This is a genomic window from Ensifer oleiphilus (assembly GCF_013371465.1).
GTDB classification, from domain to species: domain Bacteria; phylum Pseudomonadota; class Alphaproteobacteria; order Rhizobiales; family Rhizobiaceae; genus Ensifer; species Ensifer oleiphilus.
On sequence record NZ_JABWDU010000003.1, the window covers coordinates 790,083 to 814,748 of the forward strand.

At 61.4% G+C, this 24,666-nt stretch carries 20 protein-coding genes; 3 read left to right on the forward strand and 17 right to left on the reverse strand.

Annotated elements, in window-relative coordinates; all coding sequences use genetic code 11:
* Positions 1-6 precede the first annotated feature (6 nt).
* On the forward strand, positions 7-1,095 hold the full coding sequence (locus HT585_RS16170; protein WP_176353883.1) for an ABC transporter ATP-binding protein: 1,089 nt from the start codon (positions 7-9) through the stop codon (positions 1,093-1,095).
* A gap of 276 nt (positions 1,096-1,371) precedes the next feature.
* On the opposite strand, the gene melA (HT585_RS16175) is transcribed toward HT585_RS16170, so the two are convergent.
* From melA (HT585_RS16175) to melA (HT585_RS16200), 6 genes are all read right to left on the reverse strand, one after another.
* Entirely contained in the window at positions 1,372-2,742 is a 1,371-nt protein-coding gene (gene melA, locus HT585_RS16175; RefSeq protein ID WP_176353884.1) for an alpha-glucosidase/alpha-galactosidase, read from the reverse strand.
* Between the two features lie 17 nt (positions 2,743-2,759).
* Positions 2,760-4,430 (reverse strand): ABC transporter ATP-binding protein, encoded by a 1,671-nt coding sequence (locus HT585_RS16180; RefSeq protein WP_176353885.1) that lies wholly within the window; start codon positions 4,428-4,430, stop codon positions 2,760-2,762.
* A 10-nt stretch (positions 4,431-4,440) separates the two neighbouring features.
* The gene (locus HT585_RS16185) at positions 4,441-5,562 is read right to left on the reverse strand and encodes an ABC transporter permease (RefSeq protein ID WP_176353886.1); all 1,122 of its coding nucleotides are present in this window, start codon (positions 5,560-5,562) and stop codon (positions 4,441-4,443) included.
* Positions 5,559-6,572, reverse strand: a complete 1,014-nt coding sequence (locus tag HT585_RS16190) for an ABC transporter permease (protein WP_176353887.1) — start codon at positions 6,570-6,572, stop codon at positions 5,559-5,561. The genes HT585_RS16185 and HT585_RS16190 overlap by 4 nt, the downstream gene beginning before the upstream one ends.
* A 77-nt stretch (positions 6,573-6,649) precedes the next feature.
* A complete protein-coding gene (locus tag HT585_RS16195; protein ID WP_246707702.1) occupies positions 6,650-8,728 on the reverse strand; it encodes an ABC transporter substrate-binding protein in 2,079 nt (692 codons plus the stop codon).
* A 146-nt stretch (positions 8,729-8,874) separates the two neighbouring features.
* Positions 8,875-10,347, reverse strand: coding sequence for an alpha-glucosidase/alpha-galactosidase (melA, locus tag HT585_RS16200; protein ID WP_176353889.1), 1,473 nt, complete (start codon positions 10,345-10,347; stop codon positions 8,875-8,877).
* A 191-nt stretch (positions 10,348-10,538) separates the two neighbouring features.
* Here melA (HT585_RS16200) and HT585_RS16205 point away from each other — a divergent pair, with 191 nt between their 5' ends.
* Positions 10,539-11,462 (forward strand): AraC family transcriptional regulator, encoded by a 924-nt coding sequence (locus HT585_RS16205; RefSeq protein ID WP_176353890.1) that lies wholly within the window; start codon positions 10,539-10,541, stop codon positions 11,460-11,462.
* A 372-nt stretch (positions 11,463-11,834) separates the two neighbouring features.
* Here the strand turns inward: HT585_RS16205 and pcaD are convergent, their stop codons facing one another.
* The 9 genes from pcaD to HT585_RS16250 form a co-directional block, all read right to left on the reverse strand.
* On the reverse strand, positions 11,835-12,653 hold the full coding sequence (pcaD, locus tag HT585_RS16210; protein ID WP_176353891.1) for a 3-oxoadipate enol-lactonase: 819 nt from the start codon (positions 12,651-12,653) through the stop codon (positions 11,835-11,837).
* Positions 12,654-12,792: 139 nt separating this feature from the next.
* Positions 12,793-14,124, reverse strand: a complete 1,332-nt coding sequence (locus HT585_RS16215; RefSeq protein ID WP_176353892.1) for an MFS transporter — start codon at positions 14,122-14,124, stop codon at positions 12,793-12,795.
* Between the two features lie 44 nt (positions 14,125-14,168).
* On the reverse strand, positions 14,169-14,957 hold the full coding sequence (gene benD / locus HT585_RS16220; protein WP_176353893.1) for a benzoate diol dehydrogenase BenD: 789 nt from the start codon (positions 14,955-14,957) through the stop codon (positions 14,169-14,171).
* The gene (gene benC / locus HT585_RS16225; protein ID WP_176353894.1) at positions 14,954-15,976 is read right to left on the reverse strand and encodes a benzoate 1,2-dioxygenase electron transfer component BenC; all 1,023 of its coding nucleotides are present in this window, start codon (positions 15,974-15,976) and stop codon (positions 14,954-14,956) included. The genes benD and benC overlap by 4 nt, the downstream gene beginning before the upstream one ends.
* Before the next feature lie 42 nt (positions 15,977-16,018).
* Positions 16,019-16,507 carry a benzoate 1,2-dioxygenase small subunit gene (gene benB, locus HT585_RS16230; protein WP_176353895.1) on the reverse strand — a complete coding sequence of 163 codons (489 nt, stop codon included), beginning with the start codon at positions 16,505-16,507 and terminating at the stop codon, positions 16,019-16,021.
* Positions 16,504-17,862, reverse strand: a complete 1,359-nt coding sequence (locus tag HT585_RS16235) for a Rieske 2Fe-2S domain-containing protein (RefSeq protein WP_176353896.1) — start codon at positions 17,860-17,862, stop codon at positions 16,504-16,506. The genes benB and HT585_RS16235 overlap by 4 nt, the downstream gene beginning before the upstream one ends.
* A 109-nt stretch (positions 17,863-17,971) precedes the next feature.
* Positions 17,972-18,910 carry a catechol 1,2-dioxygenase gene (catA, locus tag HT585_RS16240; RefSeq protein ID WP_176353897.1) on the reverse strand — a complete coding sequence of 313 codons (939 nt, stop codon included), beginning with the start codon at positions 18,908-18,910 and terminating at the stop codon, positions 17,972-17,974.
* A gap of 74 nt (positions 18,911-18,984) precedes the next feature.
* Positions 18,985-19,275, reverse strand: a complete 291-nt coding sequence (catC, locus tag HT585_RS16245) for a muconolactone Delta-isomerase (protein WP_176353898.1) — start codon at positions 19,273-19,275, stop codon at positions 18,985-18,987.
* 2 nt (positions 19,276-19,277) lie between these two features.
* Positions 19,278-20,468: a muconate/chloromuconate family cycloisomerase gene (locus HT585_RS16250; RefSeq protein ID WP_176353899.1), complete on the reverse strand. Its 1,191-nt coding sequence runs from the start codon at positions 20,466-20,468 to the stop codon at positions 19,278-19,280.
* A 163-nt stretch (positions 20,469-20,631) separates the two neighbouring features.
* Between HT585_RS16250 and HT585_RS16255 the strand changes: the two genes are divergently transcribed.
* Positions 20,632-21,600, forward strand: coding sequence for a LysR family transcriptional regulator (locus HT585_RS16255; protein ID WP_176354210.1), 969 nt, complete (start codon positions 20,632-20,634; stop codon positions 21,598-21,600).
* 130 nt (positions 21,601-21,730) lie between these two features.
* Here the strand turns inward: HT585_RS16255 and HT585_RS16260 are convergent, their stop codons facing one another.
* Both HT585_RS16260 and HT585_RS16265 read right to left on the reverse strand, forming a co-directional pair.
* Positions 21,731-23,200 carry a UdgX family uracil-DNA binding protein gene (locus HT585_RS16260; RefSeq protein WP_176353900.1) on the reverse strand — a complete coding sequence of 490 codons (1,470 nt, stop codon included), beginning with the start codon at positions 23,198-23,200 and terminating at the stop codon, positions 21,731-21,733.
* Complete coding sequence (locus HT585_RS16265; RefSeq protein ID WP_176353901.1) at positions 23,200-24,432, reverse strand: putative DNA modification/repair radical SAM protein; 1,233 nt, start codon at positions 24,430-24,432, stop codon at positions 23,200-23,202. Before HT585_RS16265 ends, HT585_RS16260 begins: the two co-directional genes overlap by 1 nt.
* Between the last annotated feature and the right edge of the window lie 234 nt (positions 24,433-24,666).

Sequence of the window (24,666 nt, forward strand, 5' to 3'; positions counted from 1 at the left end):
GTCACCATGGCCGAAGTCCGTCTCACCGACATCCGCAAGCGCTTCGGCGCGCTCGAAATCATCAAGGGCGTCGATCTGTCGATCGAGGCAGGGGAGTTCGTCGTCTTCGTCGGACCCTCGGGCTGCGGAAAATCGACGCTGCTGCGTATGATCGCCGGTCTGGAGGACATCTCCTCCGGCGAACTCACGATCGGCGGCACGGTGATGAACGATGTCGATCCGTCCAAGCGCGGGATCGCCATGGTGTTTCAGTCCTATGCCCTTTATCCGCACATGACCGTGCGCGAGAACATGGGCTTCGCGCTGAAGTTCGCCGGCATGGCAAAAGGGGAAGTCGACGCCCGCGTCAACGACGCGGCGCGCATCCTCGAGCTCGAGCCGCTTCTCGATCGCAAGCCGAAGGCACTCTCGGGCGGCCAGCGACAGCGGGTCGCGATCGGCCGCGCCATCGTGCGCAATCCGCTCGTCTTCCTGTTTGACGAACCCCTGTCGAACCTCGACGCCGAATTGCGCGTGCATATGCGCGTCGAGATCGCCAAGCTTCACAAGGAGCTGAAGTCGACGATCATCTACGTGACGCACGATCAGGTGGAGGCGATGACACTTGCCGACAAGATCGTCGTCTTGCGGTCGGGCGTTGTCGAGCAGGTGGGCGCGCCGCTGAAGCTCTACGACGACCCGTCAAACACCTTCGTTGCCGGTTTTATCGGCTCACCGCGCATGAATTTTCTCAAGGCCCACATCGCGTCACTGACGGACAAGAATGCAACCGTCTCGCTCACAAGCCAGCCCGATGTCCGGCTGACCCTTCCCATTGCCGCGCCATCGGTCGCGGTCGGAGATGTCGTCACACTCGGCGTCCGGCCGGAGCATTTTCTGGGTCAGGGCAAAGGCGACGCAGACGTCAAAGTTAAGGTCGATGTCGCCGAGCATCTCGGCAATACCAGCTATGTCTACGCCCACGTCTCCGACGAAGAGCGGATCATTATCGAGCATGGCGACGTTCGCGACATCGCCAGCCGCGAAACCCTGACCGTCGCTATCGCCGCATCGCGGTCCTTCCTTTTCGACAAGAATGGCAACCGACTGCGCTGACGCCGGGTCTAAAGTATCCGTGCAAAAGTGTGCAGCGGTTTTGCGATAACGACATACGTGAAAACAAGAACTTAAAGCAGGAAGAGGGTGAGCCCCACCCATCGCCGATGGCACTTGCCTGCCATCGGCTGACTTGGATTTCCAGCGCCCCGATTGGCTCGTCCTGCGCCACCGCGCCCTGATCGTCTTCAAGCACGCTGACACCCTGCCCCCCAAGGGAAAACCCCGGAACTGGGAGGTTCCGGGGCTTCCTGGCCGCGCGACCGGGAGAAAGAGCTACGCGGCGTGAACCTTTCTGGCACTTCTCGCCCATTCCGGGATCCAGTTGCCGTGAGCGGCGAGCAGATCGTCGGTGAGCGCCCAGATCTGGTCGAGATCGAGCTCGGCGGCCGTATGCGGATCCATCATCGCCGCATGATAGAGATGTTCGCGGTTCTCGGTCATCAACGCGGCGACCGTCAGTTCCTGAACATTGATGTTGGTGCGGATCAGCGCCGTCAGTTGCGGCGGCAGATCGCCGATGAACGTCGGCTGTATGCCGTTCTCGTCGACAAGGCACGGCACTTCGGCGGCGCAATTGTCGGGCAGCGAGGTGATGCAGCCATTGTTGCGCAGGTTGCCGTAAATGACCGAGGGCTCACCCGTCCAGACGGAGTTCATGATCGAGGAGGCATATTCCTTCGACGGCTTGACCTCGATCGTGTCGGCGGAGCGATAGGCCTCCGCCTGCCCCTTCCAGCGTTCGACCTGCTCGATGCAGCGCTTCGGGTATTCGTCGAGCGGGATGCCGAACTTTTCGATCAGATCGTCGCGACCTTCCTTGATGAAATAGGGTGTGTATTCGGCGAAATGCTCCGAGCTTTCGGTGACGAAATAGCCGAGCCGGGTCATCATCTCATAGCGCACCTTGTTCGGGCAGCGCGGGTTCCAGCCGGGCTTGGGCGCACGACCCTCACGGTAGGCGCGCAGCAAATCGGGATAGAGGTTGCGGTAGGAGCCATCCGGCTGGCGGTGCTCGAACTTCAGGAAGAAGGCCATGTGGTTGATGCCGGCCGACCGATAGCGGATCTCCTCGTAGGGAATGTTGAGATCCTCCGCGAGTTCCATCGCCGTGCCCTGCACGGAGTGGCAGAGGCCGACTTGCTTGATGTGAGGGTACTTCTCGGCGATCGCCCAGGTGTTGATCGCCATCGGGTTGACGTATTGCAGCAGGATCGCCTCCGGGCAGACCTCGGTCATATCGGCGCAGATGCTCCAGAGGTGCGGCACCGTGCGCAGACCGCGCATGATGCCGCCGACGCCGAGCGTGTCGGCGATGGTCTGGCGAAGGCCATATTTCTTAGGCACTTCGAAATCCGTGACCGTGCAGGGCTCGTAACCGCCGATCTGGAACGCGACGACAACGAAATCGGCACCATCCAATGCCTTGCGCTGGTTAGAATGCAGCTCGATGGTGGCTTTGGTGCCGAGCGTTAAAATCAGTTTGCGAACGACGACTTCGCTTTCCTCGAGCCGCTGCGGATTGATGTCCATCAGGGCGATCCTGGCACCCGACAGGGCCGGGCGCTGCAGCACATCGCCGATGATGTTCTTCATGAACACGGTCGAGCCGGCGCCGATGAAGGTGATCTTGGGTTGTCTCGTCATGAAATGCCTCTTTTCTGCTAGGCAGCCACTTCGAACGCGGCCCTGACGAGCCGTTCCGTGTAGGCGGTCTTGGGATGGGAAAGTACGTCTTCGACCGGCCCCTCTTCGACGATCTTGCCGTGCTGCATCACCACCACCCGGTGGCAAAGTGCGCGCACGACCTTGAGATCGTGGGAGATGAAGAGGTAACTCAGTCCCTTCTCGTCCTGCAGCTTGCGCAGCAGTTCGATGATCTGTGCCTGTACCGAGAGATCGAGCGCCGAAGTCGGCTCGTCGAGAAGGATGAACTCGGGCTCCAAGGCGATCGCCCGGGCGATCGCAATGCGCTGCCGCTGGCCGCCGGAAAATTCGTGCGGGAAGCGTGATAGGATGTTGCTCGGCAGGCCGGCGCTGTTCAACGCGTCGCGAACCCGCTCCAGGCGCTCGTTGCGGGTCGCGCCGAGCCTGTTGACGACAAGCCCTTCCTCGATGATCTGGCCGACCGACATGCGCGGATTGAGCGAGGAAAACGGATCCTGAAAGACGATCTGCATGCGTGAGCGCAACGGCCGCATCTCGTCGCGGGTCTTGTCCTGGATCGGCTCGCCGTCAAACAGGATCTCGCCCCCTTCGGCCCGCAGCAGCTTGACCAGAGCCTGACCGAACGTCGTCTTGCCGGAGCCGGATTCGCCGACCAGCCCCAATGTCTCGTGACGGTGAAGCTTCAGGCTGAGGCTGTCGACCGCGACCAGCTCCTTGAGCTGCGGCTTGAAGAAACCGCCTGCCTTGAGCATGAAGGAAACGCGCACCGAGCGACCTTCCAGAATGGCGGCCGAATCCGCGGGCATCGGGTTGGCGTTGCCTCTCGGTTCGGAATTGAGCAGGTGTCGAGTGTAGGGATGCTGCGGGTTTTCAAACAGCGCCGCCGTGGTGTTGTGCTCCTTCACCTCGCCGTTCTGCATGACGTAGACATAGTCCGAAAACTGCCTGACGACGGTCAGGTCGTGCGTGATCAGGATCACGGCCATGCCGAGCGTTTTCTGCAGGTCGCGGATGAGGTTGAGGATCTGCGCCTGGACGGTAACGTCGAGCGCCGTCGTCGGCTCGTCGGCAATCAGCACGTCCGGATTGTTGGCGAGCGCCATGGCGATCATGATGCGCTGCCGCTGGCCGCCCGACAGCTGGTGCGGATACTGGTTGAGACGCGCTTCCGGGTCGGGAATCTGGACCTGGCGCAAAAGCTCCAATGTCCGCTCCGTTGCCTGCTTGCGGCTCAGCTTCTGATGCACCCGGATGGCCTCGATGATCTGGGCGCCGATGGTGTAGACCGGATTGAGCGAACTCATCGGCTCCTGGAAGATCATCGAGATACGGTTGCCGCGCAGTGCCCGGCGCTGGCGATCGGAGAACTTCAGCACGTTCCTGCCGTCATAGTCGATGCTGGAACGCTCCGACACCGTGGCGCGCTTGGTCAGCAACCCCATGACCGTGCGGGCCGTCACCGACTTTCCCGAGCCGGATTCCCCGACCACGGCGATCGTCTCGCCGCGATAGAGCTGGAAGGAGACATCCTTGACGGCATCCACCATGCCGCCCTCGACCTTGAATTTCACCGCCACATGGCGTGCGTCGATGATTGGAGAGCCGATGGCGGCGGCATGATCGTGCCTCTGTTCGGGTGCAAGCAGGTTTAAGTCAACGGGTGCCATGGGCGCCTCCTCAATAGGGATCGACGGCGTCGCGCAGGCCATCGCCAAGCGCGTTGAACGCAAAGACGGTGATCAGCACGAAGGCGACAGGTGACAGTATCCAGGGATAGGACCCGATGACGGAATAGGTGGCGGTATCCTGCAACATCAGCCCCCAGGACATCAAAGGCGGCTTGACCGCAAACCCGAGGAAGCCGAGGAACGATTCCAGCAGAACCACGTTCGGGATCGCCAGCGTCACCGCCACGATGACGTGGCTCATGACGTTGGGAAAGATGTGCTGGAAGATGATGCGGCGATCCGTGGCGCCGATCGCCATGGCTGCGCGCACGTAGTCTATTCTCGCCAGCGCCAGCGTCTTGCCGCGGACTTCGCGTGACATCTGTGCCCAGCCCAGTGCCGACATGACGAAGATGACGAAGGCAAGGAACACGTTGGTCGGCGCCGTCACCGGGATCAGCGATGTCAAAGCCAGGTAAAGCGGCAGTTGCGGAAAGGCCAGCACCAGTTCGACGAAGCGCTGCATCCAGATGTCGAAGCGACCGCCGAAGTAGCCCGACACCATGCCGATGGTGGTGCCAACAACGGTGACGATGAACACCACCGTCAATGCGATCATCAGGGATACGCGCGAGCCATGAAAGATGCGCGACAGCACATCCCGGCCGAACTTGTCCGTGCCGAGGAAATTGACCGGTGTCCCATCGACGGCGCCGAAGAAATGCCGGTCCATCGGCAGGAGACCGAGCAGCCGGTAGCTGAAACCCTTGACGAAGAAACCGAGATCCTTGGGATTGGCGTAGTCCGGGCCGACGATCGGCTGGAAGGTGATCGGGTCGAGCTCGGTACCTTCGCCCAACTGATAGGTGCGCGGCCAGACGAGTTTGCCGTCCTGGTCGGTAATGCTGATCATCTGTGGCGGCGCAAAGGCGACGCCGGTCAGCTTCGGATCGACGGGCGAGAAAAACTCCGCAAAGATCGTCATGAGCATCAGCAGGCAGACGAGTATGAGGCCGGCCATGCCGGTCCAGGAGCGCTTGAGACGGCGCCAGACCAGCGCCAGATAGGTCTCGTTGCCGTGATGAGCTGCCGGCACCGGAGCGGCGATGATGTCTTGAACGTCGGCTTTCATGCGTGTGCACCTCCGCCAAGACGCACCCGCGGGTCGAGCATCGCCAGCAGCATGTCGGCTATGATGTTGCCGATGATGAGCGTTGCCGACAACACCAGCATGAAGGTGGCGGTGACATAGACGTCGCCGACCCACATGGAGCCGACAATGGCCGGCCCGACGGTCGGGAGAGCAAAGATGATCGCCGTCTCGATTTCGCCCGTCAGCATGTAGGGCAGAACCACGCCCTGATACATCACCAGCGGGTGCAGAGCATTCGGCACGGCATGGCGCATGATGACGGCCCCCTCCGACAGACCCTTGGCCCGGGCGGTCTCGACATATTGGGCGTTCAGCGTATCGAGCAGATTGCCCCGCATCACGCGCATATTGTAGGCGAGGCCGCCGAAGGTGGCGATGGCGATCACCGGCCAGACATGTTTCAGGAGATCGACGAATTTATCCCAGGACCAGGGGGCGCCGCCGTAGCGGGCGGAATGGAAGCTGTTGATCTCCGTCACGTTGAAATGGAAGACCAGGATGTAGACGATGATCAGCGCCATCAGGAAGCGCGGCACCGTCATGCCCAGGAAGGAAATACCCGACAGCAGGCTGTCGATCCAGGAGTATTGCCGCGTGGCAGCCAGGATGCCGAAGGTAATGCCGATGATCGATGCAAGAATGTGGCACACCAGCGCCAGCGCCAGCGTGCGCGGCAGCCGTTCACCGACAACGTCCGCCACCGGCTTGTTGTAGAACAGGCTATGGCCGAAATCGCCACGCGTTACGATGCCCGTGATCCAGCTGACGTACTGCACCGCCATCGGCTTATCGAGGCCGTTGGCGACCTTGTAGGCCTGAGCCTGGGCATCGGCTTCCTCGAAGGAGGCGCCGCCCTGATTGATCAGCTGCGAGCGAATATAGTCGCTGTAGTCGCCCGGAGGGGCCTGAATGATCGCGAACGTCACGACGCTCAGCACGAAGAGCACGGGTATGGCGGATGCGATGCGCACAAGCAGAAATCGGAACATGGCTGTTAGGTTCTCTTGTGTTGTTGAAGGATCGTTCCGGCCGCGATCGGCGGCGGCCGGAACGAACTCCGCGAAGGTCAGTTGATCGGGCCGCCTTCACCAGGCTTGCCCGGCAGCTGCTCGGGGAACAACTCGTAGTCACCCTGCTTGTCGGCAGTGACAAACACCCTTTCCCGGATGATCGTGTCCTCCGCCCAGTTGAACATGAAGATCGGCGCACCACTTGGAATGTTGGAGAAGCGCTTGTTGATGACCAGCGCGCCCGGATACTCCGTCAGACCGACCGTATCGACGTTGCTCGTCGAGACCTTCTGATATTGCTTCATCAGATCAGCCCGCTCGTCATTGTCGTTGCTGGCGATGAACTTGTTGACGATGTCGACCAGCTCTTTTTCGAAGGGCATCAGATCAAGCTCGCCGCTTTCCGGCACGCGGTGATGCCAACTTGTTCGTGGACCGGTGGCAGCCAGCTGGGGCGTGTTCTGTACGACGGACGACAGTTCGGCGCCGTTTCGATGCACCATCCAGTCGAAACGTCCGGCATAGTTGGTGGCATCGCGCTGCTTGCCGTCCAGCGAGTTGAGGACGATGCGCAGCCCGAGTTTTTCCATCTGCCCGATCACGCCTTCGGCGAGGTTCTTATCGGTGTTGTACTCAGAGGTGACGAGAAGCACGATCTCGACATCCTTGCCGCCCAGCGTATCGGCGGGATAGTTGACGAAACCGTTGCCATCGGTGTCCTTCAAGCCTGCCTTTTCAAGCAGGGCCTTCGCGCCCTCGAGATCGAAGGGATAGTAGACCGTCGACTGGCGATCATAAAAGCTGGTGCCGGACGACAATCCGCCGGGATAGATCGCGGTGAACGGACCCTTGACCAGCGACTCGCCGAGCTTCTTGCGATCGATCGCCATGGTTACGGCCTTGCGAAAGTCCAAATTGCGATTGAGCTCACGCACGGCCTTGGCGCGTTCATCCGGATCGCCCCAGCCATTGCCGGAAAAGTTCATGTGCAGATTGTAACCGATCAGGCGGGCGCCGAAGGCGAGGCGGGCGGGTGCCGTGTCCGATGCGGCGCGTTTCAGGGATTCGACGAAGTTCTCCGGCTGTTCGAGGTTGGAGAAGTCTCCTGAGCCGGCGATCGCCTGCACGTCACGGTCGGCCCAGGTCGACAGCTTGTAATGCATCTCATTGAGGTAAGGCAGCTGGTTGCCGGCCTCGTCGACCTTCCAGTAGTACGGATTTCGACGCAGCACGATGATGTCGTCCGAGCGATACTCGACCGGCACCCAGGCGCCCATGACGGGCATGTTCAGGTACTCCGGCGGAAAGCCGTTCTTGTACTGATCGTAGGTCATGTCCTTGTTGTATTTCGGGTGCTTCGTCTTGAGGATATGCGCCGGGCCCGGGCAGAAGGTGCCATAGGCCATCGAATACAGATGCTGGCGGGGGAACGCCTCCTTGAAGGTCCATTCGACGGTGTTGGCGTCGATGGCCTTCAGCGTCGTGCCTTCTCCAAACGTTTCCGGCGTCGCGCCATTGAGCGGCGAGACGTTCGGATCGACGACATTGTCCTGCCAATAAAACATCACATCATCGGACGAAAACGGAACGCCGTCAGACCATTTCGCGCCCTCGATCAGATGCATGGTCAACGTGTGACCGTCCTGTGACCACTCCCAGCTTTTGGCGAGGTTGGGCAAAGGCTCCATGTCCTTTGCTTCGACCTGATAAAGCGGCGCGGTCCGGGTCAGGCACTCGAACATTTCGATGTCGATGCCGCCCCAACCTTGCGTCTGACCGGCCGAGTAGTTCCACCCCTCCGGACGCCCGCCGACGACGTGGCGCATCGTATCGCCATAGACGCCGAGACCGTCGGGCATGTTTCCTGTCTTGAACACGAGGGGCGCCTTCGGCAGCCGTTCGGCAACCGGCGGAAGCTTGCCGGTTTTCACGAATTTCTCGGTCACCCAATCGGGTTCGCGATACTCCGGCAAAGCCTTGTATTCGAGAATGGAATCGCGCGGCACGTAGGTGATCTTGCCCTGTGCCGGGAATGGCGGCTGTTCGGGGACAACGGTCGGCTCGGAAGCCCAGGCTTGCACGGCAAAGGTCGATACGCCGACCATCAGGGCGGCTCGCAGTCTAAAATGGCGCATTGCGTTCATCGTTTCTCTCTCCCTCATGCTTCACGCCGGACCGAAGCGGCACGGCTTGCTCCTCACGCATTTTTTTCAATCGCAGACGCGTCCTGGATCCGAGGGGGCAGCTCTCCCAATCTGCCGCATCCCCTCACCTCGGCCTGTCAGCCAACCGCACGCAGTGTCGTCGCTTCCTTCTCGGCGCGCAGTTCCTCGATCGATCGGATTTCGCGGCGCGCCGCACCCTTCCATTCCCGGGTCCTGACAGTTGCCTTGCTCAGGCGGTCGCGCGCTGCAGGCACGGCGTCGGCGTATTGGGGAAGCCATTGCGCCTGGGCGACGACCATTTCGTCGACCATTTGCCAGACTTCTTCCGGTGTGCAGACGGCGCCGACCAAGGGGTCGTGCAGAACCGCAAGCTTCAACAGATCGATATCGCCGGAGATCGCCGCGTGAACAGACATGCGCTGGACGTTGATGGACGAGATGCAGGTGGCGGCACAAGCTTCGGGAAGCGTGATGCCCGCGACCATGTTGATGCCGAAGCGGTCGACGAAACCGGGCGATTCGATGATGGCGTCCGACGGGAGGTTGGTGATCACGCCGTTGTTCTTCACATTGAAGTGGCCACGGTAGACGCGCCCTGTCTCCAGAGCCTCGAGGATATGGCTCGCATGTTCGTTGGAACGGCGAGCCGGATCGATCGACTTGGCGGCGGCTTCGAGGAACTGCGGGAACTCGGTCTCGAACCAGTTGCGGGTCTCGGTCGAGTGGCGCAGATAGCCGCCGGTCTCGCCATGGATCCAGTCCGACATGTCGATCCAGCGCGTCACTTCGTCAGGCCGCTTGCGATACCAGGGCAGGTACTCCGACAGGTGACCGTTGCTTTCGGTGGAATAGACACCGAAGCGCTTGAGCACGTCGATGCGCAACTTCTCCTGCCTGGAGAAAACCGGATGCGCCTCGAAAGCGGCGACCAGTTCGTCCTTGCCGATCTTGCGACCGCGCAGCCTGACGTCGACAAACCATGTCTGGTGGTTGATGCCGGAGCAGATGAAATCGAGTTCGCCCTCCTTGGCGCCGAGGATCTCGGCGATCTGCTCGCCACCGTGCTGGACGCCATGGCAGAGCCCGATCGCGTCGACCTTGCCGTACTCGATCGCCGCCCAGGTGTTCATCGCCATGGGGTTGGCATAGTTGAGGAATTTCGCGCCCGGCTCGGCCAATTCGCGGATATCCTTACAGAAATCCAGGATCACCGGGATGTTGCGCTGACCATAGAGAATGCCGCCAGCGCAGATCGTATCGCCGACGCACTGGTCGACGCCGTACTTCAGCGGGATCTGGATGTCGTCCGCATAGGCGCTGAGCCCACCGACCCGCACGCAGCTGATGATGTAGCGCGCGCCTGCGATTGCCTCGCGACGCTCGGTCGATGCGGTAACCTTGGTCGGCAGATTGTTGGCTTCGACGATCCTGTCGAGGATCGACTTGATCATCTCGAGATTGTTCGCGCTGACGTCAGTCAGCGCGAACTCGACATCATGGAACTCCGGAACGCAGAGAATATCGGTAAAGAGCTTCTTGGTGAAGCCGACGCTTCCTGCGCCAATGATCGCAATCTTGAAGTTGCCCATGCTGTCCTCGTCGCTGTTCTGTCGGCTGAATGTGAACGGTTGGGTAAAATTGGTTCATACGACGGGTTGCACCAAAGCGTGCTTGCCCTATCGATCCGCTCCATCCATATCGCTCAAAATCGGCTATCTTGCTTTGTTGAGAGGCATTATGCGTATAATGCGTGGCGCCACCAGAGAGGTATTGTGCTTTCATGGGTAATTCTGTGCTGAAAAGATTGATCGAGAACGGTCCGGCGATGAAGACGGTCTCGCTGCCACGCGGACGTCATAGCCTGCACACGATGCCGACCAGCACGGGCTATGAGATCCGCACCGATGCAAGCTACGACTGGGACGGCCGCAAGCGGGGCCAGACACCATTTACCGTGCTGCAACATACGATTTCAGGCGCGGGAAACCTGCGCTACGAGACACGCAACCACCGTGTGCGCGAGGGCGAGACGTTGCTCCTCATGGTCCCGCACAATCACCGCTACTGGCTCGAGCAGGGTGGTCGGTGGGAGTTCTTCTGGATCTCGATGAACGGCGAAGAGGCGTTGCGCATCCACAAGGCCATACTGTCGACAACCGGACCGATCCTGAACCTGAAGCCCGAGACGATCGAGCATCTGGCAGACTGCAGCCTGCGGCTGATTGCAGGCGGCGGCGAAGCGTCGGGCAGTGCGTCGGCCATCGCCTATGAGGCGGCAATGGCCCTCTACGACGACGTCTTCGGCGCCCATCCGGTCTTCAGCCAGGAGTACCGGACCATGCAACACGTCATCCAACATATCACGGCGAACCTTGAGCATCCCCTGCCCGTCGAGAAGTTGGCCGAGGTCTCGGGGCTCAGCCGCGCACATTTCTCGCGCGTCTTTGCCGCCAGCGAGGGCATGCCGCCTGCGGAGTTCGTGTTGCGCAAAAGGCTACAGAGAGCGGCAAAGCTGCTGACCAAGGCGGCGCATCTGTCCGTCAAGGAAGTGTCGATCATGTCCGGCTTCGAGGATCCGAACTATTTCGCCAAAGTCTTCCGACGGCATTTTGGGGCGAACCCCACCGAGTTTCGCACGACCGGGATGTATTCTAGTGTTGCCGCCAAAAGTCAGGACGCGGTGAGTTCGACGAAGCGGACCTGAATGGCGGCGCTGCAGCGCCCAGGCCGGCAGCGCCAGGTGGGGCGTGTAAACGACCCCCCACCTCTACGAGTGCAGTCAGGCTGGAAGGTGCAGTGCAGCACACGCATGGCTGCATTGCACAAAAAATGTTTTCCAAATGATCAAAAAACGAGCATAAAGCCTGCAGCTGATGCACATGGCGGTCTCCTCCCAGTTCCGCCGCAGCAGCTGTTCCCCTCTGGAGGTTTATTGACCTTCACACTTAAGGGCCGCGGTTTTCCGACGGCCCCTTTTTTTTGGCCTTTTTCCACGGGTCAGCGCCATCGGCAATGCCATTTGGCGCCAGCTGCAGCCCTTGGCGGGCATTCTGCACCGATGATGCTGGCTCTCGCGTCAGTTGCCGGGTTCGCAAGGACGTGTTGTGGCCTCGCTCCCGAGCAATTCCAGAAGCAGGGCGTTGAACAAGGAGGAGGCCTCGATGTTGACGATATGCCGCCCCGGCAACGACACGTGGCGACCGCGCTGAACTCTGGCCGCGATATTTTCGAGATCCGCCGGCGGGCAAACCGGATCCTGCTCGCCGGAGATGACCAGCACGGGCGTTTCTATCTGCGAAAGCGCATTTTGCAGGTCGGCCTTTGCCAGTGCCGCGCAACAGCCCACATATCCGGCGAGCGATGTGGCGGCGAAACTGTCGAGCACCTCGCCGACAGATCGCGCTTCGGAAGTGCGGAATTTCGGTGTGAACCAACGCTCTGCCGTCGCGGGCACCAGCGCCTCCAGCCCTCCGGCTTGCACAGCCTCGATTCGCGCCGACCAGCTTTCCGCAGTGCCGATCTTCGCGGCGGTCGCACATAGGACGAGTTTGCCAAGACGCTTGCCGGCATGGATGCCCAGCCACTGTCCCGTGAGACCGCCGATCGACAGGCCGCAGAAATGCGTTCGCTCGATTTCCAGTGCATCCAGCAGCGCCAGGACATCTCCACCGAGGTCGTCGAGAGAATAGGGCGGAGACGGCGCGGACGATCGACCGTGCCCCCTGCGATCGTAGCGCAAGATACGGTACTGCGCCGACAGGACGCCCACCTGAGCGTCCCACATATGCATGTCGGTGCCGAGCGAGTTGCAGAACACGAGCCAGGGCTTGTCGTCACTCGCGCCGCCATCGATGCGGTAATGCAGACGGTGATTGGAAAGCTCAAGATAGGCCACAGCGTAATTGCTCCATTTGTTGCGGCGAGGGATGGGTGTCCGGATTGCTGACAGCCCGCCGCCCATTCGGGGCAGACCAGAATGGGCGGCGGGACAATCCAGTGCGAGCGGTCGGCCTTACAACATCAGCCGGATAGCCTCAGGCGGTCGCAAGCCGGGCGACTGCCGAGCTGCGGGCGTTGCTGACTGCAAATACAAGCATGGCAAGCGCGGCGACCGCCGCCGGGATCGAGAAGATCAGGAAGTTCTGTTGAAGCGGAAATTCCTTGGCAAGAAGCACGCCGCCGAGCGTCGGGCCGACGATCGCGCCGATCCGACCGACGCCCGACGCCCAGCCAAGCCCGGTGGAACGGACAGAGAGATTGTAGAGCTGCGCCACGCTCGCATAGAGCAGGATCTGCGTGCCGATGGTGGTGGCGCCTGCGACGAAGACCATCAGGAACAGGATCCCTGCCGACGGGTTGAGGCCGATCAGCGCGATGGATGCGGTGGCTGCAACGAAGAAGCCGACCACCACCTTCGGCAGACCGAAGCGGTCGCCAAGCCGCCCGCCGGCGATCGCGCCGGCCATGCCGCCGAAATTGAGCGAGAAGAGGCTGAGCAGGCTTGCCTTCTCGGCATAGCCGGCTTCCTGCAGCACCTTCGGCAACCAGGACGACAAGAGATAGACGAGCAGCAGGCAGCAGAAGAAGGCGGTCCACAGCATCAGCGTGCGCAACGCACGCTGGTGACGAAACAGTTCTGCGATTGATGCAGACGCGCCCTTCGCTTCGGAAAACGCCAGCCGATCATTGGCGCCAAGGGCTGCTGCAGGCGCGAGCTTCGCGTAGATCTGTTTCGCCTTTTCCTGTTCGCCCTGACGGATGAGGAAACCGAGCGATTCCGGCAGCTTCCACAGGATGACAGGCAAGAGCAGCAATGGCAGCGCCGCCACGAAGAACATCGGCTTCCAGCCCAATTGCGGAATGATGCCGATACCGAGACCGGCCGCGACCATGCCGCCGACCGAGTAGCCGGAGAACATGATGGCCACCATGGTGCCTCGAAGGCGCTTGGGTGCATATTCGTTCATCAGCGCCACCGCATTCGGCATCAACCCACCACAACCGAGGCCGGCAAAGAACCGAAAGACCTTGAACTGCTCCGGCGAATTGGCGAAGCCGGTGAGCAGCGTCGACACGGTGAACACTAGGAAGCTGATCGCGATGCCTTTCTTGCGGCCGATCCTGTCAGCCAGAGGCCCGAAGAAGAGCGCACCGAACATCATGCCGAACAAGGCCCAGGCCTGGAGCGCGCCAGCCTGCGGCTTGCTCAGGCCCCACTCAGCAATCAGCGTCGGCAGCACGGTGCCAGCGACGAAGACGTCGTAGCCGTCGACGATCAGCAGCAACGCGCAAAGCGCGACCACGAGCCACTGAAATCTCCCGAACGGATTGTTGTCTATCGCTTCATTCACATCGATGGTGCGCATGATCACTCCTCCCCGAGTCCGTTACGCATTCATGTCTCACGTCGTCAGCCGAGATCTCCCCCGGCAACCGGCAGCACGCTGCCGGTAATGTAGGATGCCTCGTCCGAGGCCAGGAACAGGATCGGCGCCACTTGTTCATCGATGGTCCCGTACCGCTTCATGAAAGTGGAACTTTTCACCTGCTGCACGACCTCGCCCATCCAGCCCTTCTCGGCCTCGCTGTCGCCCGCGGCATTGCGCGGAACACGGCGCGGCGGCGCCTCGGTGCCCCCAGGCGCTGCGGCGACAACACGGATGTTGCGGTCGGCAAGCTCCATGGCGAGCGATTGCGTCAGGGCATTCACACCGCCCTTTGCCGCCGAATAGGGCACGCGATGAATGCCCCGCGTCGCGTTCGACGAGACGTTGACGATGGTGCCGCCGCCACGAGCAAACAGATGCGGCAGCGCGGCGTGGCAGCAGTAGAGCGTCGGCATCAGCGAGCGGCGGATCTCAGCATCGATCTGCTGCGGCTCGAATTCGCCGTAGGGCCGCATACGGATCGCCCCACCGACCGTATTGATCACGACATCAATGCCACCGAAGGTCTCCGCTGCGAAATGCATGGCGGCCGTCGCACCCTCATAGGCTTCAAGGTCGGCGTTGAAGGCCGCGGTTTCAGCATCCCGGGCCTCGGCCGCAGCATCGGCGACGAAGTCGGCGCGGTCGACGAACAGAACCCGTCCGCCCTCTTCTGCGGCGCGGAGCGCCACCGCACGACCGATACCCTGCGCCGCACCGGTTACCACCAGCACCTTGCCGGAAAACCGGCCTTTAAAGCGCCCCGAACTCATGCGGCCACCTTCGCGACCGCATTCGGCGTAAACTTCTCGTAGTGGAAGCTGTTCGGCGTCACGCCGTTCTCGTCGAAATGCCTGCGAACGGCATCGACCATCGGCGGCGGACCGCAGAGATAGACGTCGACGTCACCGCCGTTCAGCACTTCGGCCGGGATGTGCTGGGTGACCCAGCCCTTGCGCGGGTGGCTGGAGGTTTCCTCGGCCACGACGGTCACAAAGGTGAAGTTGGCAAGCCGTTTGGTATAGGCCTCGACCTCATCCACGAGGACCAGATCGAGGTCACGCGTGACACCGTAGATCAGGTGGATGCGCTGCGTGGAATTTTCACGGGCGAGCACTTCCAGCATCGACAGGAACGGCGCAAGCCCGGTACCGCCGGCGAGAAACAGAAGTGGCCTCTGAACCTCGCGGAGATAGAAGCTGCCAAGCGGCCCGGTTAGTTGTAGCGTGGTTCCGACCTCGGCACGCTCCAGCCAGTTGCTCATCAGCCCGCCGGGGATCTTCTTGATGAGAAAGCCGATGCGCGCCTCGCCGGGTGCCGTGCTGAACGAGTAGGACCGGTTCAGGCCGCTGCCGGGCACGTCGATGTTGACATATTGGCCGGGCAGGAAGGCCTGTGCTGCGTCGACTTCGAGCTCTAGCACGATCGCTGCGTCATTGTGCGGGCTCACGCGCGCAACCGTGGCAGAGAAGCTCTGCTGTGCGGTCTTGCAAGCGGCCGATGTCGTTGGAACCGCGACCACGCAATCCGATGTCGGCTTCATCTGGCAGGTCAGCACGAGGCCGCCCTCGGCTTCGTCCGAGGTCAACGCATCATCGATGAAGTCATCGCCGAGGTCGTAGCTACCGCTCTCGGCCCGGCACTTGCAGGTGCCGCACACGCCGTCGGAACAGTCCATCGGCAGGTTGATCTTGTTGCGAAAGGCGGCGTCGAGCACTTTCTCGCCATCCTTGCATTCGATGAAACGGGTGACCCCGTCTTCGAAGTTCAATGCGATCCTGTAGCAGCTCATGGAACCCTCCTCTTCAGTCCCTGTTCCGACCGGCAACGTGCGTCAAAGGTGATAGATGTCGACGACCTGGCGGATGTAGTCGTTCTTCAGCACGATCTTCTTGCTGGCGATCAGATACCCGTCGCCGTGCTTATGCAGCGTAACGAACATGGTGCCGAAGAACTGGTCGGTGACCTTGTAGCGATGGTTCAAGGTCTGGAAGTTGTAGCGCACGTCGACCGCGTCGCCCCGGTCCTCGACAATCTCGACATTCGTCACGTTGTGGCTGGTGCGCGGTTCGGGTGTCGACGCGCCGGAGCGCTCGGTCTTGATGCGGAACACCCGGTCCTCCAACCCGTCCCGGCTTGGGTAGTAGATCAGCGAGATCTCGGAGTGCGGGTCCTCGGTCAGTTGATCGTCATCGTCCCAGGCCGGCATCCAGTAGGTCACATCAGGCGCATAGCAGGTCAGCCATTCGTCCCATTGGCGATCGTCGAGCAGGCGTGCTTCTTGATAGAGAAAGCCGCAGATGGCATCGTAGGAAGTGCTCATGCGACCACTCCGCTCTTTTCGGCCACAAGCGCATCGCGCATAACCTTGGCCCAGTATTCGTGCTGGCGGACGAAAAGCCCCTCGTCCTCGCTGCGCTCGCCTGACAACAACGGCTCGATGCCCATGCGCCTGGCGTTTTCGTCCGCGCCGTCGATCCACAACGGCGCACCGCGCGACAGGTCGTTCCAGAGCGCGGTCGTTCCGGCGTAGCCCTGCTGGCAAGCTCGGAATTCCTCCAGGTCGTCGGACGTCCCCATGCCGGAGACATTGAAAAAGTCCTCGTACTGGCGGATGCGCAACGCGCGATCGGCGGCGCTTTCGCCTTTCGGCGCGAAACAGAAAATACTGATCTCGGTCTTGTCGACGCTGATCGGCCGCGTCACGCGGATCTGCGTGCTGAACTGATCCATCAGGAAGACGTTCGGATAGAGGCAGAGATTGCGGGTCTGGTTGACGATGAAATCCGCCTTGTCCTCGCCGACCCGTGCCACGATCTCGTCCCGCCGGTTGTAGACGGGGCGGACCTCTGGGTTCATGGTATTGGTCCACAGGAGGATATGGCCGTTGTCGAACCCGTAGACGCCGGCGACCGAGCGGCTCCAGCTGTTGGCGTCGACCGCCTTCGTGCCTTCATCGTTGCGCCGGCCCATGGTAGCGGCGTAGTTCCAGTGCACGGAGCTGACGTGGTAGCCGTCGCAACCGTTCTCCATCTGCAGTTTCCAGTTGCCATCATAGATGTAGGACGAATTGCCCCTCAGCACTTCCAGTCCATCGGGCGCCTGATCGACGATCTGGTCGATGATGACTTTCGTCTCGCCCAGATAGTCCTCCAGGGCTGGAACGTCTTCCTTGAGACTGCCGAACAGGAAGCCACGATAACTTTCGAACCGAGCAACACGCCTCAGGTCATGCGAGCCGTCCTTGGCAAACTGCGGCGGATACTGCGTCGACTTTTCGTCCTTGACCTTCAAGAGCTTGCCGCTGTTGGAAAAGGTCCAGCCGTGGAAGGGACAGGTGAAGCTGCCCTTGTTGCCGTGCTTGCGGCGGCACAACATCGCGCCGCGATGCGCACAGGCATTGATGACCGCATGCAGTTCGCCGTGCTTGTCGCGCGTGACGACTACCGGCTGACGGCCGATATAGGTGGTGTAGTAGTCGTTGTTGTCAGGGATCTGGCTCTCATGGGCCAGATAGACCCAGTTGCTTTCGAAGATGTGCTTCATCTCCAGCTCGAACAGGTCTTCGTTGGTGAAGATATCGCGGCGGCAACGGAATATGCCGGCCTCCTTGTCGTCCTGCACGGCGGTGGCGAGCAGATGATTGAGGTCCCGGGCCTTGTCGATGATCGCAGACATGATCTATCTCCCGCAAAGCGCGCACATCAGGGCGCAGCCTTTGCAACACAGTCGTTTATGACGATAATTGTCGGGGGTGGCGGCCCATCCGGGCCGCCGGTTTTGCCGCTCAGGCGGCCGCGCGCTTGCGCTGTTCGTTGACCTGGTTGTCGATGCCGTCGACCAGCGCCGTCAGGTGGATGTCGAACTTGATTTCCGCGAAGGGCCCGGCCAGGCCGTTGGCCTTGATGCTGGCCTCGTCGGTCCGTTCGGTGACGGCTGGAACCAGCCCGTCCCTTGTCGCATAGGCGAAATCGTCATCAACAAGCGGATCGCCTTCGATGTTGATCTGGGTCGTCAGCTTGCGATGATCGCCGGCGCTGATGAACAGGTGGATGTGGGCCGGACGCTGGCCATGGCGACCAAGCGCCGACAACAGCCGTTCGGTCGGGCTGCCGGGTGGCACGCCGTAGCCATGCGGCACGATGCTCTGGAACTTGTAACAGCCGTTTTCATCCGCAACGATGGTGCGACGCATGTTGAACGGCGCCTGCTTTCCCGTCGGATCGAAGTGGGAATAGAAGCCGCGGGTGTCACAGTGCCAGACCTCGACGGTCGCGCCCGGCAACGGCTTGCCGTTGGCGCCGAAGACGGTGCCGTGCATGATCAGGGTGTGGCCGTTTTCGTCGGTGCCATCGTCGAGGCGGGCAAATCCGTGCGACACCGGCGCGCCGGCCACGTAAAGCGGGCCTTCGATGGTACGCGGGGTCGGATTTTCAATGCCGAGAGCCGCATCGATCGCATCGAGGCGCTCATCGAGAAAATGGTCGAGGCCAAGACCGGGCGAGATCAGCCCGGCCTGGCTGGTGGCGCCGATCTCGTTGAGCCAGGCGATGCCGGTCCAGTATTCATCGGGGGTGATGTCGAGATCGTCGATGGCCTTGAACAAGTCAGACATGATCCGGTGGACGATCTGCTTGACACGCGGACTGCCGCCGTTGTTGTCGAGGCCGCTCAGAACCTTGAGAAAGTCCTGTGTCTCCGGCCTGTCGAAGATCTGCACGTTCATTTTTCATCCTCCTCTTGGATTGCTCAATAAGTTCGCGCCTTTCGCGTCCTCCCGGGCGCAGCGCCAATGATTGTCTAGCTATCGTCCTCGCGAACCGACGAGGGATGCCGCACCAGCGGCGTCACCTCGATCTCCATGAATTTGAACAGCGGAAGGCCGGAGAGTATCTCGTGCAGTTCCGCATTGTCCTTCACGTCGAAAACGCTGTAGTTCGCGTACTGGCCGACGATCCGCCAGATGTGTCGCCACTTGCCGCTCATCTGCAGCTCCTGCGAATAGGCCCTTTCCCGGGCGATGATCTCGGCGGCCTCGGCCTGCGGCAGATCACCTGGAATGTTCACGTCCATGCGCACATGAAAGAGCATGTTCAACCTCCCTGCCCGGCAATGCTGATCGTCTTGCGCAGCCCGTCACGCGTGAAGAAGGCGAGACGCTCTTCGTCGAGTTCGATGCCGAGCCCCGGCCCTGCGGGCACGGTCAGCTCAAACTCGCTGTAGGTGAGCGGCGCCGTCAGGATCTCTTCGGTCAGGAGCAGCGGCCCAAACAGCTCGGTGCCCCATTGAAGGTTGGTAAAGGTGGAGAACACCTGCGCCGACGCCACGGTGCCAACGGCGCCCTCAAGCATCGTGCCGCCGTAAAGACCGATCCCGGCCGCGTCGGCGATAACAGCGACGCGCTGGGCATTGAACAGCCCGCCGCTTTGCTCGATCTTGACGGCAAACACGTCGGCGCCACTGACTTTTGCGAGCTCGAACGCGCTTTCCGGGCCATGCAATGATTCATCGGCCATCAGCGCGACGGGAAAGCGACGCACGAGCCGTGTCAATGCGGCAGCAGATGCGACCGGCTGTTCGACCAGGTCGCAACCGGCGTCCGCCAGGGCAGCCATGCCGTAGGCGGCATCCGTCTCGCTCCAGGCCATGTTCACGTCGACCCGCACCGAGGCGCGCTCGCCCAGCGCCCGCTTGATCGCCGCAACATGGGCAATGTCCTGGCGCAGCGGCCTTGCGCCGATCTTCAGCTTGAAGATCCGGTGGCGGCGCAGGTCGAGCATCTTCTCAGCCTCGGCGATATCGGTCTTCGTATCACCTGATGCCAGCGTCCAGGCGACGGCCAAGCGGCTTCGCAAGCGCCCACCCAGCAGTTCGCTGACCGGCTGGCCGAGCCGCTTGCCGTGGGCATCGAGCAGTGCCGTTTCAACCGCACATTTGGCGAAGCGGTTCTCCTTGACCATCTTGCCGATGCGCGCCATCAGCGCTCGAACCGCGGTCGCGTCCTGACCGACCATGACGGGGCGAAAATAGGTATCGACCGCGAGCTTCATGCTTTCCGGGCTTTCGCCGCCATAGGCCAGCCCCGCAATCGTGGTGCCCTCACCAATGCCGACGATGCCGTCGCTGCAATGGACTTTGACCAGCATCAGGGTCTGGCCGTTCATGGTCGCCACCGAGAGCTTGTGCGGCCGGATGGTCGGCAGATCGACGAGCAGGGTCTCAATGCGCTCTACGAGAGGCAACGATGCTGCGGTCGGGCCAACGGATGTCAAGGTCGTGTTCATGGGGCGACTTTGCGCCGGCCAAGAAGTCCCGTCCAACATCAATTGCGTCTGCTACGATACCTTTCTGGTATCATGGGTGAAAAAATGTCACCCTATCTGCACTTCCCGCGGTGCAGCATATCGTCGACACCAGCTAAATCGGTATAAGGAGTGCAAGCAAATGATGGATCTCCGCCAGCTTCGCTATTTCGTCGCCGTCGCCCGCGAGCGAAACTTTACCCGCGCCGCCCAGATGCTGCACATCGCCCAACCGCCCCTGAGCCGGCAGATCCAGTTGCTCGAGGAGGACCTCGGCGTCCCCCTCATCATCCGCACGAGCCGCCCGATCCGGCTGACCGAGGCAGGCCGTCTGTTTTACGAACAGGCGCTGCAGGTGCTCGGCCGGGTCGAACAGATGCAGTCGGCAACCCGTCGCATCGGCTTGAACCAGAACAGCGTCGTGTCCATCGGCTTCGTTGCCTCGACCTTGTATGGCGGGCTGCCCTCGCTCGTGCGAAAATTGCGCCAGCGCGCCCCGGATGTGGATATCCAACTGTTGGAAATGGTCTCCGTCCAGCAGATCCCCGCCCTCAAGGAGGGCCGCATCGACATGGGATTTGGCCGTCTGCGCCACAGCGACCCGAACGTGGTCGGCACAGTGTTGCGCGAAGAACGCCTAGTCGTCGCCATACCCAAAGATACGCCGCTTGCCGAGGATGCCTCACCGCTTGCGGTCGCTGCACTTGCCGGTCAGAAGGTCATCGTCTACCCCAAGGAGCCTCGCCCCGGCTATGCCGACCACGTGCTGAACCTGCTGCAGAGCCATGACGCGCGCCCAGCCGAGGTCCAGGAAGTGCGGGAAATCCAGACGGCCCTCGGACTGGTGGCCGCCGAAGCCGGCGTCTGCATCATCCCCTCCTCCGCGCGGCAGATGCGGTCTGACGTGCATTACCGCCTGCTTGAGGGAGAGGGCGCAACCTCGCCGGTCATCCTCAGCCATCGCGCCGGCGACAATTCCCGCTACATCGAACTCGTCAAACGGCTGATCGAGGAAATGTATGCGGAAAACCCGCCCTGGTTGGATCCGGCATACAATTTCGTTCCGACCCATGGCTCGATCGATAGCCCCGCCGCACACGTGGAGACGTTCTAGCAGGAGCCATACCCGGCCTGGCAGGACGGTCACGTCGCCATCGTCGAAGCGGCGCGCTTGCCGGCCAGATAACCGTGCACGATTATCTCCATCTCGACCGGCCGGGGTTGTTCAACCGGCCGAACCACCTTCATGCCCTTGGCGCTGCAAGCGCGGCGACCGCGGCAAGGTCCTGCTTGAAATGGGCCATCTCGACCTCTCGGCGGGTGGCATCGGGAATGCGCAGCAGGAAGGATGGATGAACTGTGACAAATACGGCCGGACCATGTTCTGAGCGCCGTATCGTTCCCCTGACATCTGATATCTTCGGGCGTTCGCCGGTGAGGGCGAACAGCGCTGTCGCACCCATCGCCACGACCAGGCTCGGCTTCACCAGTGCCAGTTCGAGGTCGAGCCACCATCTGCAATGTTCCACCTCGCCAGCATTGGGCCTTTGGTGCAGGCGCCGCTTGCCGCGCATCTCGTATTTGAAATGCTTGACGGCATTGGTGATATAGAGGGAACGGCGATCGAGCCCGGCTTCATGCGCCACCGCGTCAAAAAGCCTGCCGGCCGGTCCGACGAAGGGTCGCCCTGCCAGATCCTCCTGGTCTCCGGGCTGTTCGCCGACGATCATGATTGGGGCATCGGCCGGCCCTTCGCCGAACACCGTCTGCGTGGCGCTGCAATGGAGCGGGCACCGCGTGCAACCAGCAGCCTCGGCACGAAGCTCCTCCAATGTACCGCGCAACGGCGGTGGCGCATCGCGCGGCGCGTTTGCTGCGGCCTCAATACGCGCATGAAAGGCCGGCGGGTCCCGTGCCATTCGCTCGCCCATGGCAACGACGCTTGCCTCGGCACCTGCGATCATCGCGGGAATAAGCGAGGCTTCCGGCAGATTCTTCCAATACTTCTTCGGCATTTCCGCCTGCATCGCCCTCACCTTCAGTCGCGCAGGATTGAAGATGCTGGAAAAATAGGTGCGCCAGAGTTCTTCGGTGTCGTCCGACAAGGCTGTCTTTTGGCCCGGGATTGACGACACCTCCAAGACCTTGCCGTCCCAGGCGGCGATGCCGCGCGGCGTTGCAATCATCCAATCCATGTCGAAGAACCGCCTGTGAAAGAACGGTGCGACCCTGGCAACAATGTAGTGATCCGGTTCGAACCATGCGACGAACCGTCGGCGTTCGGCGTCTCCACACGGGCCGACCTCCTTGAAGCGGACAAATGCCGTCATCTTGTGGCTGTCGCGCCGGACCGATTTTGCCAATGCGTGCAGGGTGGCGACGTCGCCATCCGTTGCGACATCCAGCAGGTTGCGGTCCCGTTGCAGTCGGTGGAGGACCCGGTAGAGAACGCCGAACCGAACCGGATCGGCATGACAGATGGCAGTGGCCGCAAGATCGAGGAACAGCCTGGGCACCGTCAACGCCGGCGTGGCATCCTTCAGCGCCGCTTTCTGCTCCGATACACCCCGCTCCTGATCAAACAAATCGGCGCTTGCATCGGTCCCTTGACGCCATTCAACCGCCTCTGGCGGTACGCCTGCGAGCAGCAGCCTGCGCGCCGCTTCGCGCCATTCGCCCAGTCCCCCCCGCCCCTCAAGCCCGACGACGCGCATCAAAACAGATCCAGCTGCTCGGGCTTGGGTTCGAACATCGAGCGCAAATCCGATCGGTCGATCAGTTTGTTCGGCGTCCAGCCCTCCGTCGACAGGAATGAACGCACCTTCTTGACCGAGACGTGCAGCCGGGCGAGATCCTCCAACCTCAGACGGCGCAAACGGCGTGCGGAAAGAATGGCCCTGACGGCCTTCGTGCCAAGGCCGGGAACGCGCAACAGCGCCTCTCTCGACGCGGAATTGACGTCGAGCGGGAAAAAATGCCGATTGGCCAGCGCCCAGGAAAGCTTGGGGTCAAGCTTGAGATCGAGCATGCCATCCGGCTGGTTGGCGGTGATCTCATCGATTTCGAACCCATAGAAACGATAGAGCCAGTCCGCCTGATAAAGCCTGTGCTCGCGCATCATTGGCGGCTTGATCAGCGGCAGTTTGCGGGATGCATCGGGAATGGGACTGAAGGCCGAATAGTACACCCGGCGCAATCCGTAACTGCCATAGAGCCTGGCGCTCGTTGTAAGGACCACGCGGTCGTTGGCCTGGTCGGCCCCAACGATCATCTGCGTGCTTTGACCTGCCGGGACGAAACGCTTCTTTCGCTTGGTCTGCAGTGTCGCGTCATTGGCCTCATCGATCTTCAGCCGCAGCTCCCCCATCGATCTGCGGATGTGAGCCGGCCGCTTTTCCGGCGCGTAGGCCGCAAGACCCGCGTCGGTCGGAAGTTCGATGTTGATGGAAAGCCGGTCGGCATAGAGGCCGGCTTGCTCGATCAAGAGCGGCGACGCCTCCGGGATCGATTTCAGATGAATGTATCCTGAGAAATTGTGGTCAACGCGCAAGGCCCGGGCGATGCGGACCATCTCTTCCATCGTGTAATCCGATGACCGAATGATACCGGATGAGAGAAACAACCCTTCGATATAGTTGCGCCGATAGAATTCCATCGTCAGCCAGACGACTTCTTCGACCGTAAACCTGGCCCGCTCGACATTGCTTGACGATCGGTTGATGCAATAGGCGCAGTCGTAGATGCAGAAGTTCGTCAGCAGTATCTTGAGGAGCGAAATGCATCTGCCATCGGGAGCGTAGGCATGGCAAATGCCGGAGCCTTCCGTCGAGCCCAACCCGCCGGTATCCGCCGAGCTTCGCTTGACGGTTCCACTCGAAGCGCACGAGGCGTCGTACTTTGCCGCATCCGAAAGGATTGCGAGCCGTTCTTTGAGTGATTTCTTCATGTTTGTTCACTATATGTTCCATTCGCGCTTGCGTCAACATTCAAGGCGCTGCAATCCGGATCGTGCGCGCCATCGCGATTTACAGGGTGGCCGAAGATCATTGGAGATAGAGACGGGTCCGGCCGGGTGATGTCGACGGCACCGTCGAGCGAGGCGCTTGGAGCCGTTCGTTCCCGGCGGGCCACCGATCGGCATGGGTCCGCAACGGCCACGGCGTTCCAGCTTTCGAGCCGG

What these genes read in the sequence shown, in the direction of transcription:
- HT585_RS16260 (WP_176353900.1), bottom strand. Translation starts at nt 23,200, where the DNA reads ATGCGCGTCGTCGGGCTTGAGGGGCGGGGGGGACTGGGCGAATGGCGC.
- catC (WP_176353898.1), bottom strand. Translation starts at nt 19,275, where the DNA reads ATGCTCTTTCATGTGCGCATGGACGTGAACATTCCAGGTGATCTGCCG.
- HT585_RS16195 (WP_246707702.1), bottom strand. Translation starts at nt 8,728, where the DNA reads ATGCGCCATTTTAGACTGCGAGCCGCCCTGATGGTCGGCGTATCGACC.
- HT585_RS16185 (WP_176353886.1), bottom strand. Translation starts at nt 5,562, where the DNA reads ATGAAAGCCGACGTTCAAGACATCATCGCCGCTCCGGTGCCGGCAGCT.
- benD (WP_176353893.1), bottom strand. Translation starts at nt 14,957, where the DNA reads ATGAGTTCGGGGCGCTTTAAAGGCCGGTTTTCCGGCAAGGTGCTGGTG.
- HT585_RS16190 (WP_176353887.1), bottom strand. Translation starts at nt 6,572, where the DNA reads ATGTTCCGATTTCTGCTTGTGCGCATCGCATCCGCCATACCCGTGCTC.
- HT585_RS16235 (WP_176353896.1), bottom strand. Translation starts at nt 17,862, where the DNA reads ATGTCTGCGATCATCGACAAGGCCCGGGACCTCAATCATCTGCTCGCC.
- HT585_RS16180 (WP_176353885.1), bottom strand. Translation starts at nt 4,430, where the DNA reads ATGGCACCCGTTGACTTAAACCTGCTTGCACCCGAACAGAGGCACGAT.
- HT585_RS16265 (WP_176353901.1), bottom strand. Translation starts at nt 24,432, where the DNA reads ATGAAGAAATCACTCAAAGAACGGCTCGCAATCCTTTCGGATGCGGCA.
- HT585_RS16170 (WP_176353883.1), top strand. Translation starts at nt 7, where the DNA reads ATGGCCGAAGTCCGTCTCACCGACATCCGCAAGCGCTTCGGCGCGCTC.
- HT585_RS16250 (WP_176353899.1), bottom strand. Translation starts at nt 20,468, where the DNA reads ATGAACACGACCTTGACATCCGTTGGCCCGACCGCAGCATCGTTGCCT.
- HT585_RS16215 (WP_176353892.1), bottom strand. Translation starts at nt 14,124, where the DNA reads ATGCGCACCATCGATGTGAATGAAGCGATAGACAACAATCCGTTCGGG.
- melA (WP_176353884.1), bottom strand. Translation starts at nt 2,742, where the DNA reads ATGACGAGACAACCCAAGATCACCTTCATCGGCGCCGGCTCGACCGTG.
- HT585_RS16255 (WP_176354210.1), top strand. Translation starts at nt 20,632, where the DNA reads ATGGATCTCCGCCAGCTTCGCTATTTCGTCGCCGTCGCCCGCGAGCGA.
- melA (WP_176353889.1), bottom strand. Translation starts at nt 10,347, where the DNA reads ATGGGCAACTTCAAGATTGCGATCATTGGCGCAGGAAGCGTCGGCTTC.
- benC (WP_176353894.1), bottom strand. Translation starts at nt 15,976, where the DNA reads ATGAGCTGCTACAGGATCGCATTGAACTTCGAAGACGGGGTCACCCGT.
- benB (WP_176353895.1), bottom strand. Translation starts at nt 16,507, where the DNA reads ATGAGCACTTCCTACGATGCCATCTGCGGCTTTCTCTATCAAGAAGCA.
- HT585_RS16205 (WP_176353890.1), top strand. Translation starts at nt 10,539, where the DNA reads ATGGGTAATTCTGTGCTGAAAAGATTGATCGAGAACGGTCCGGCGATG.
- catA (WP_176353897.1), bottom strand. Translation starts at nt 18,910, where the DNA reads ATGAACGTGCAGATCTTCGACAGGCCGGAGACACAGGACTTTCTCAAG.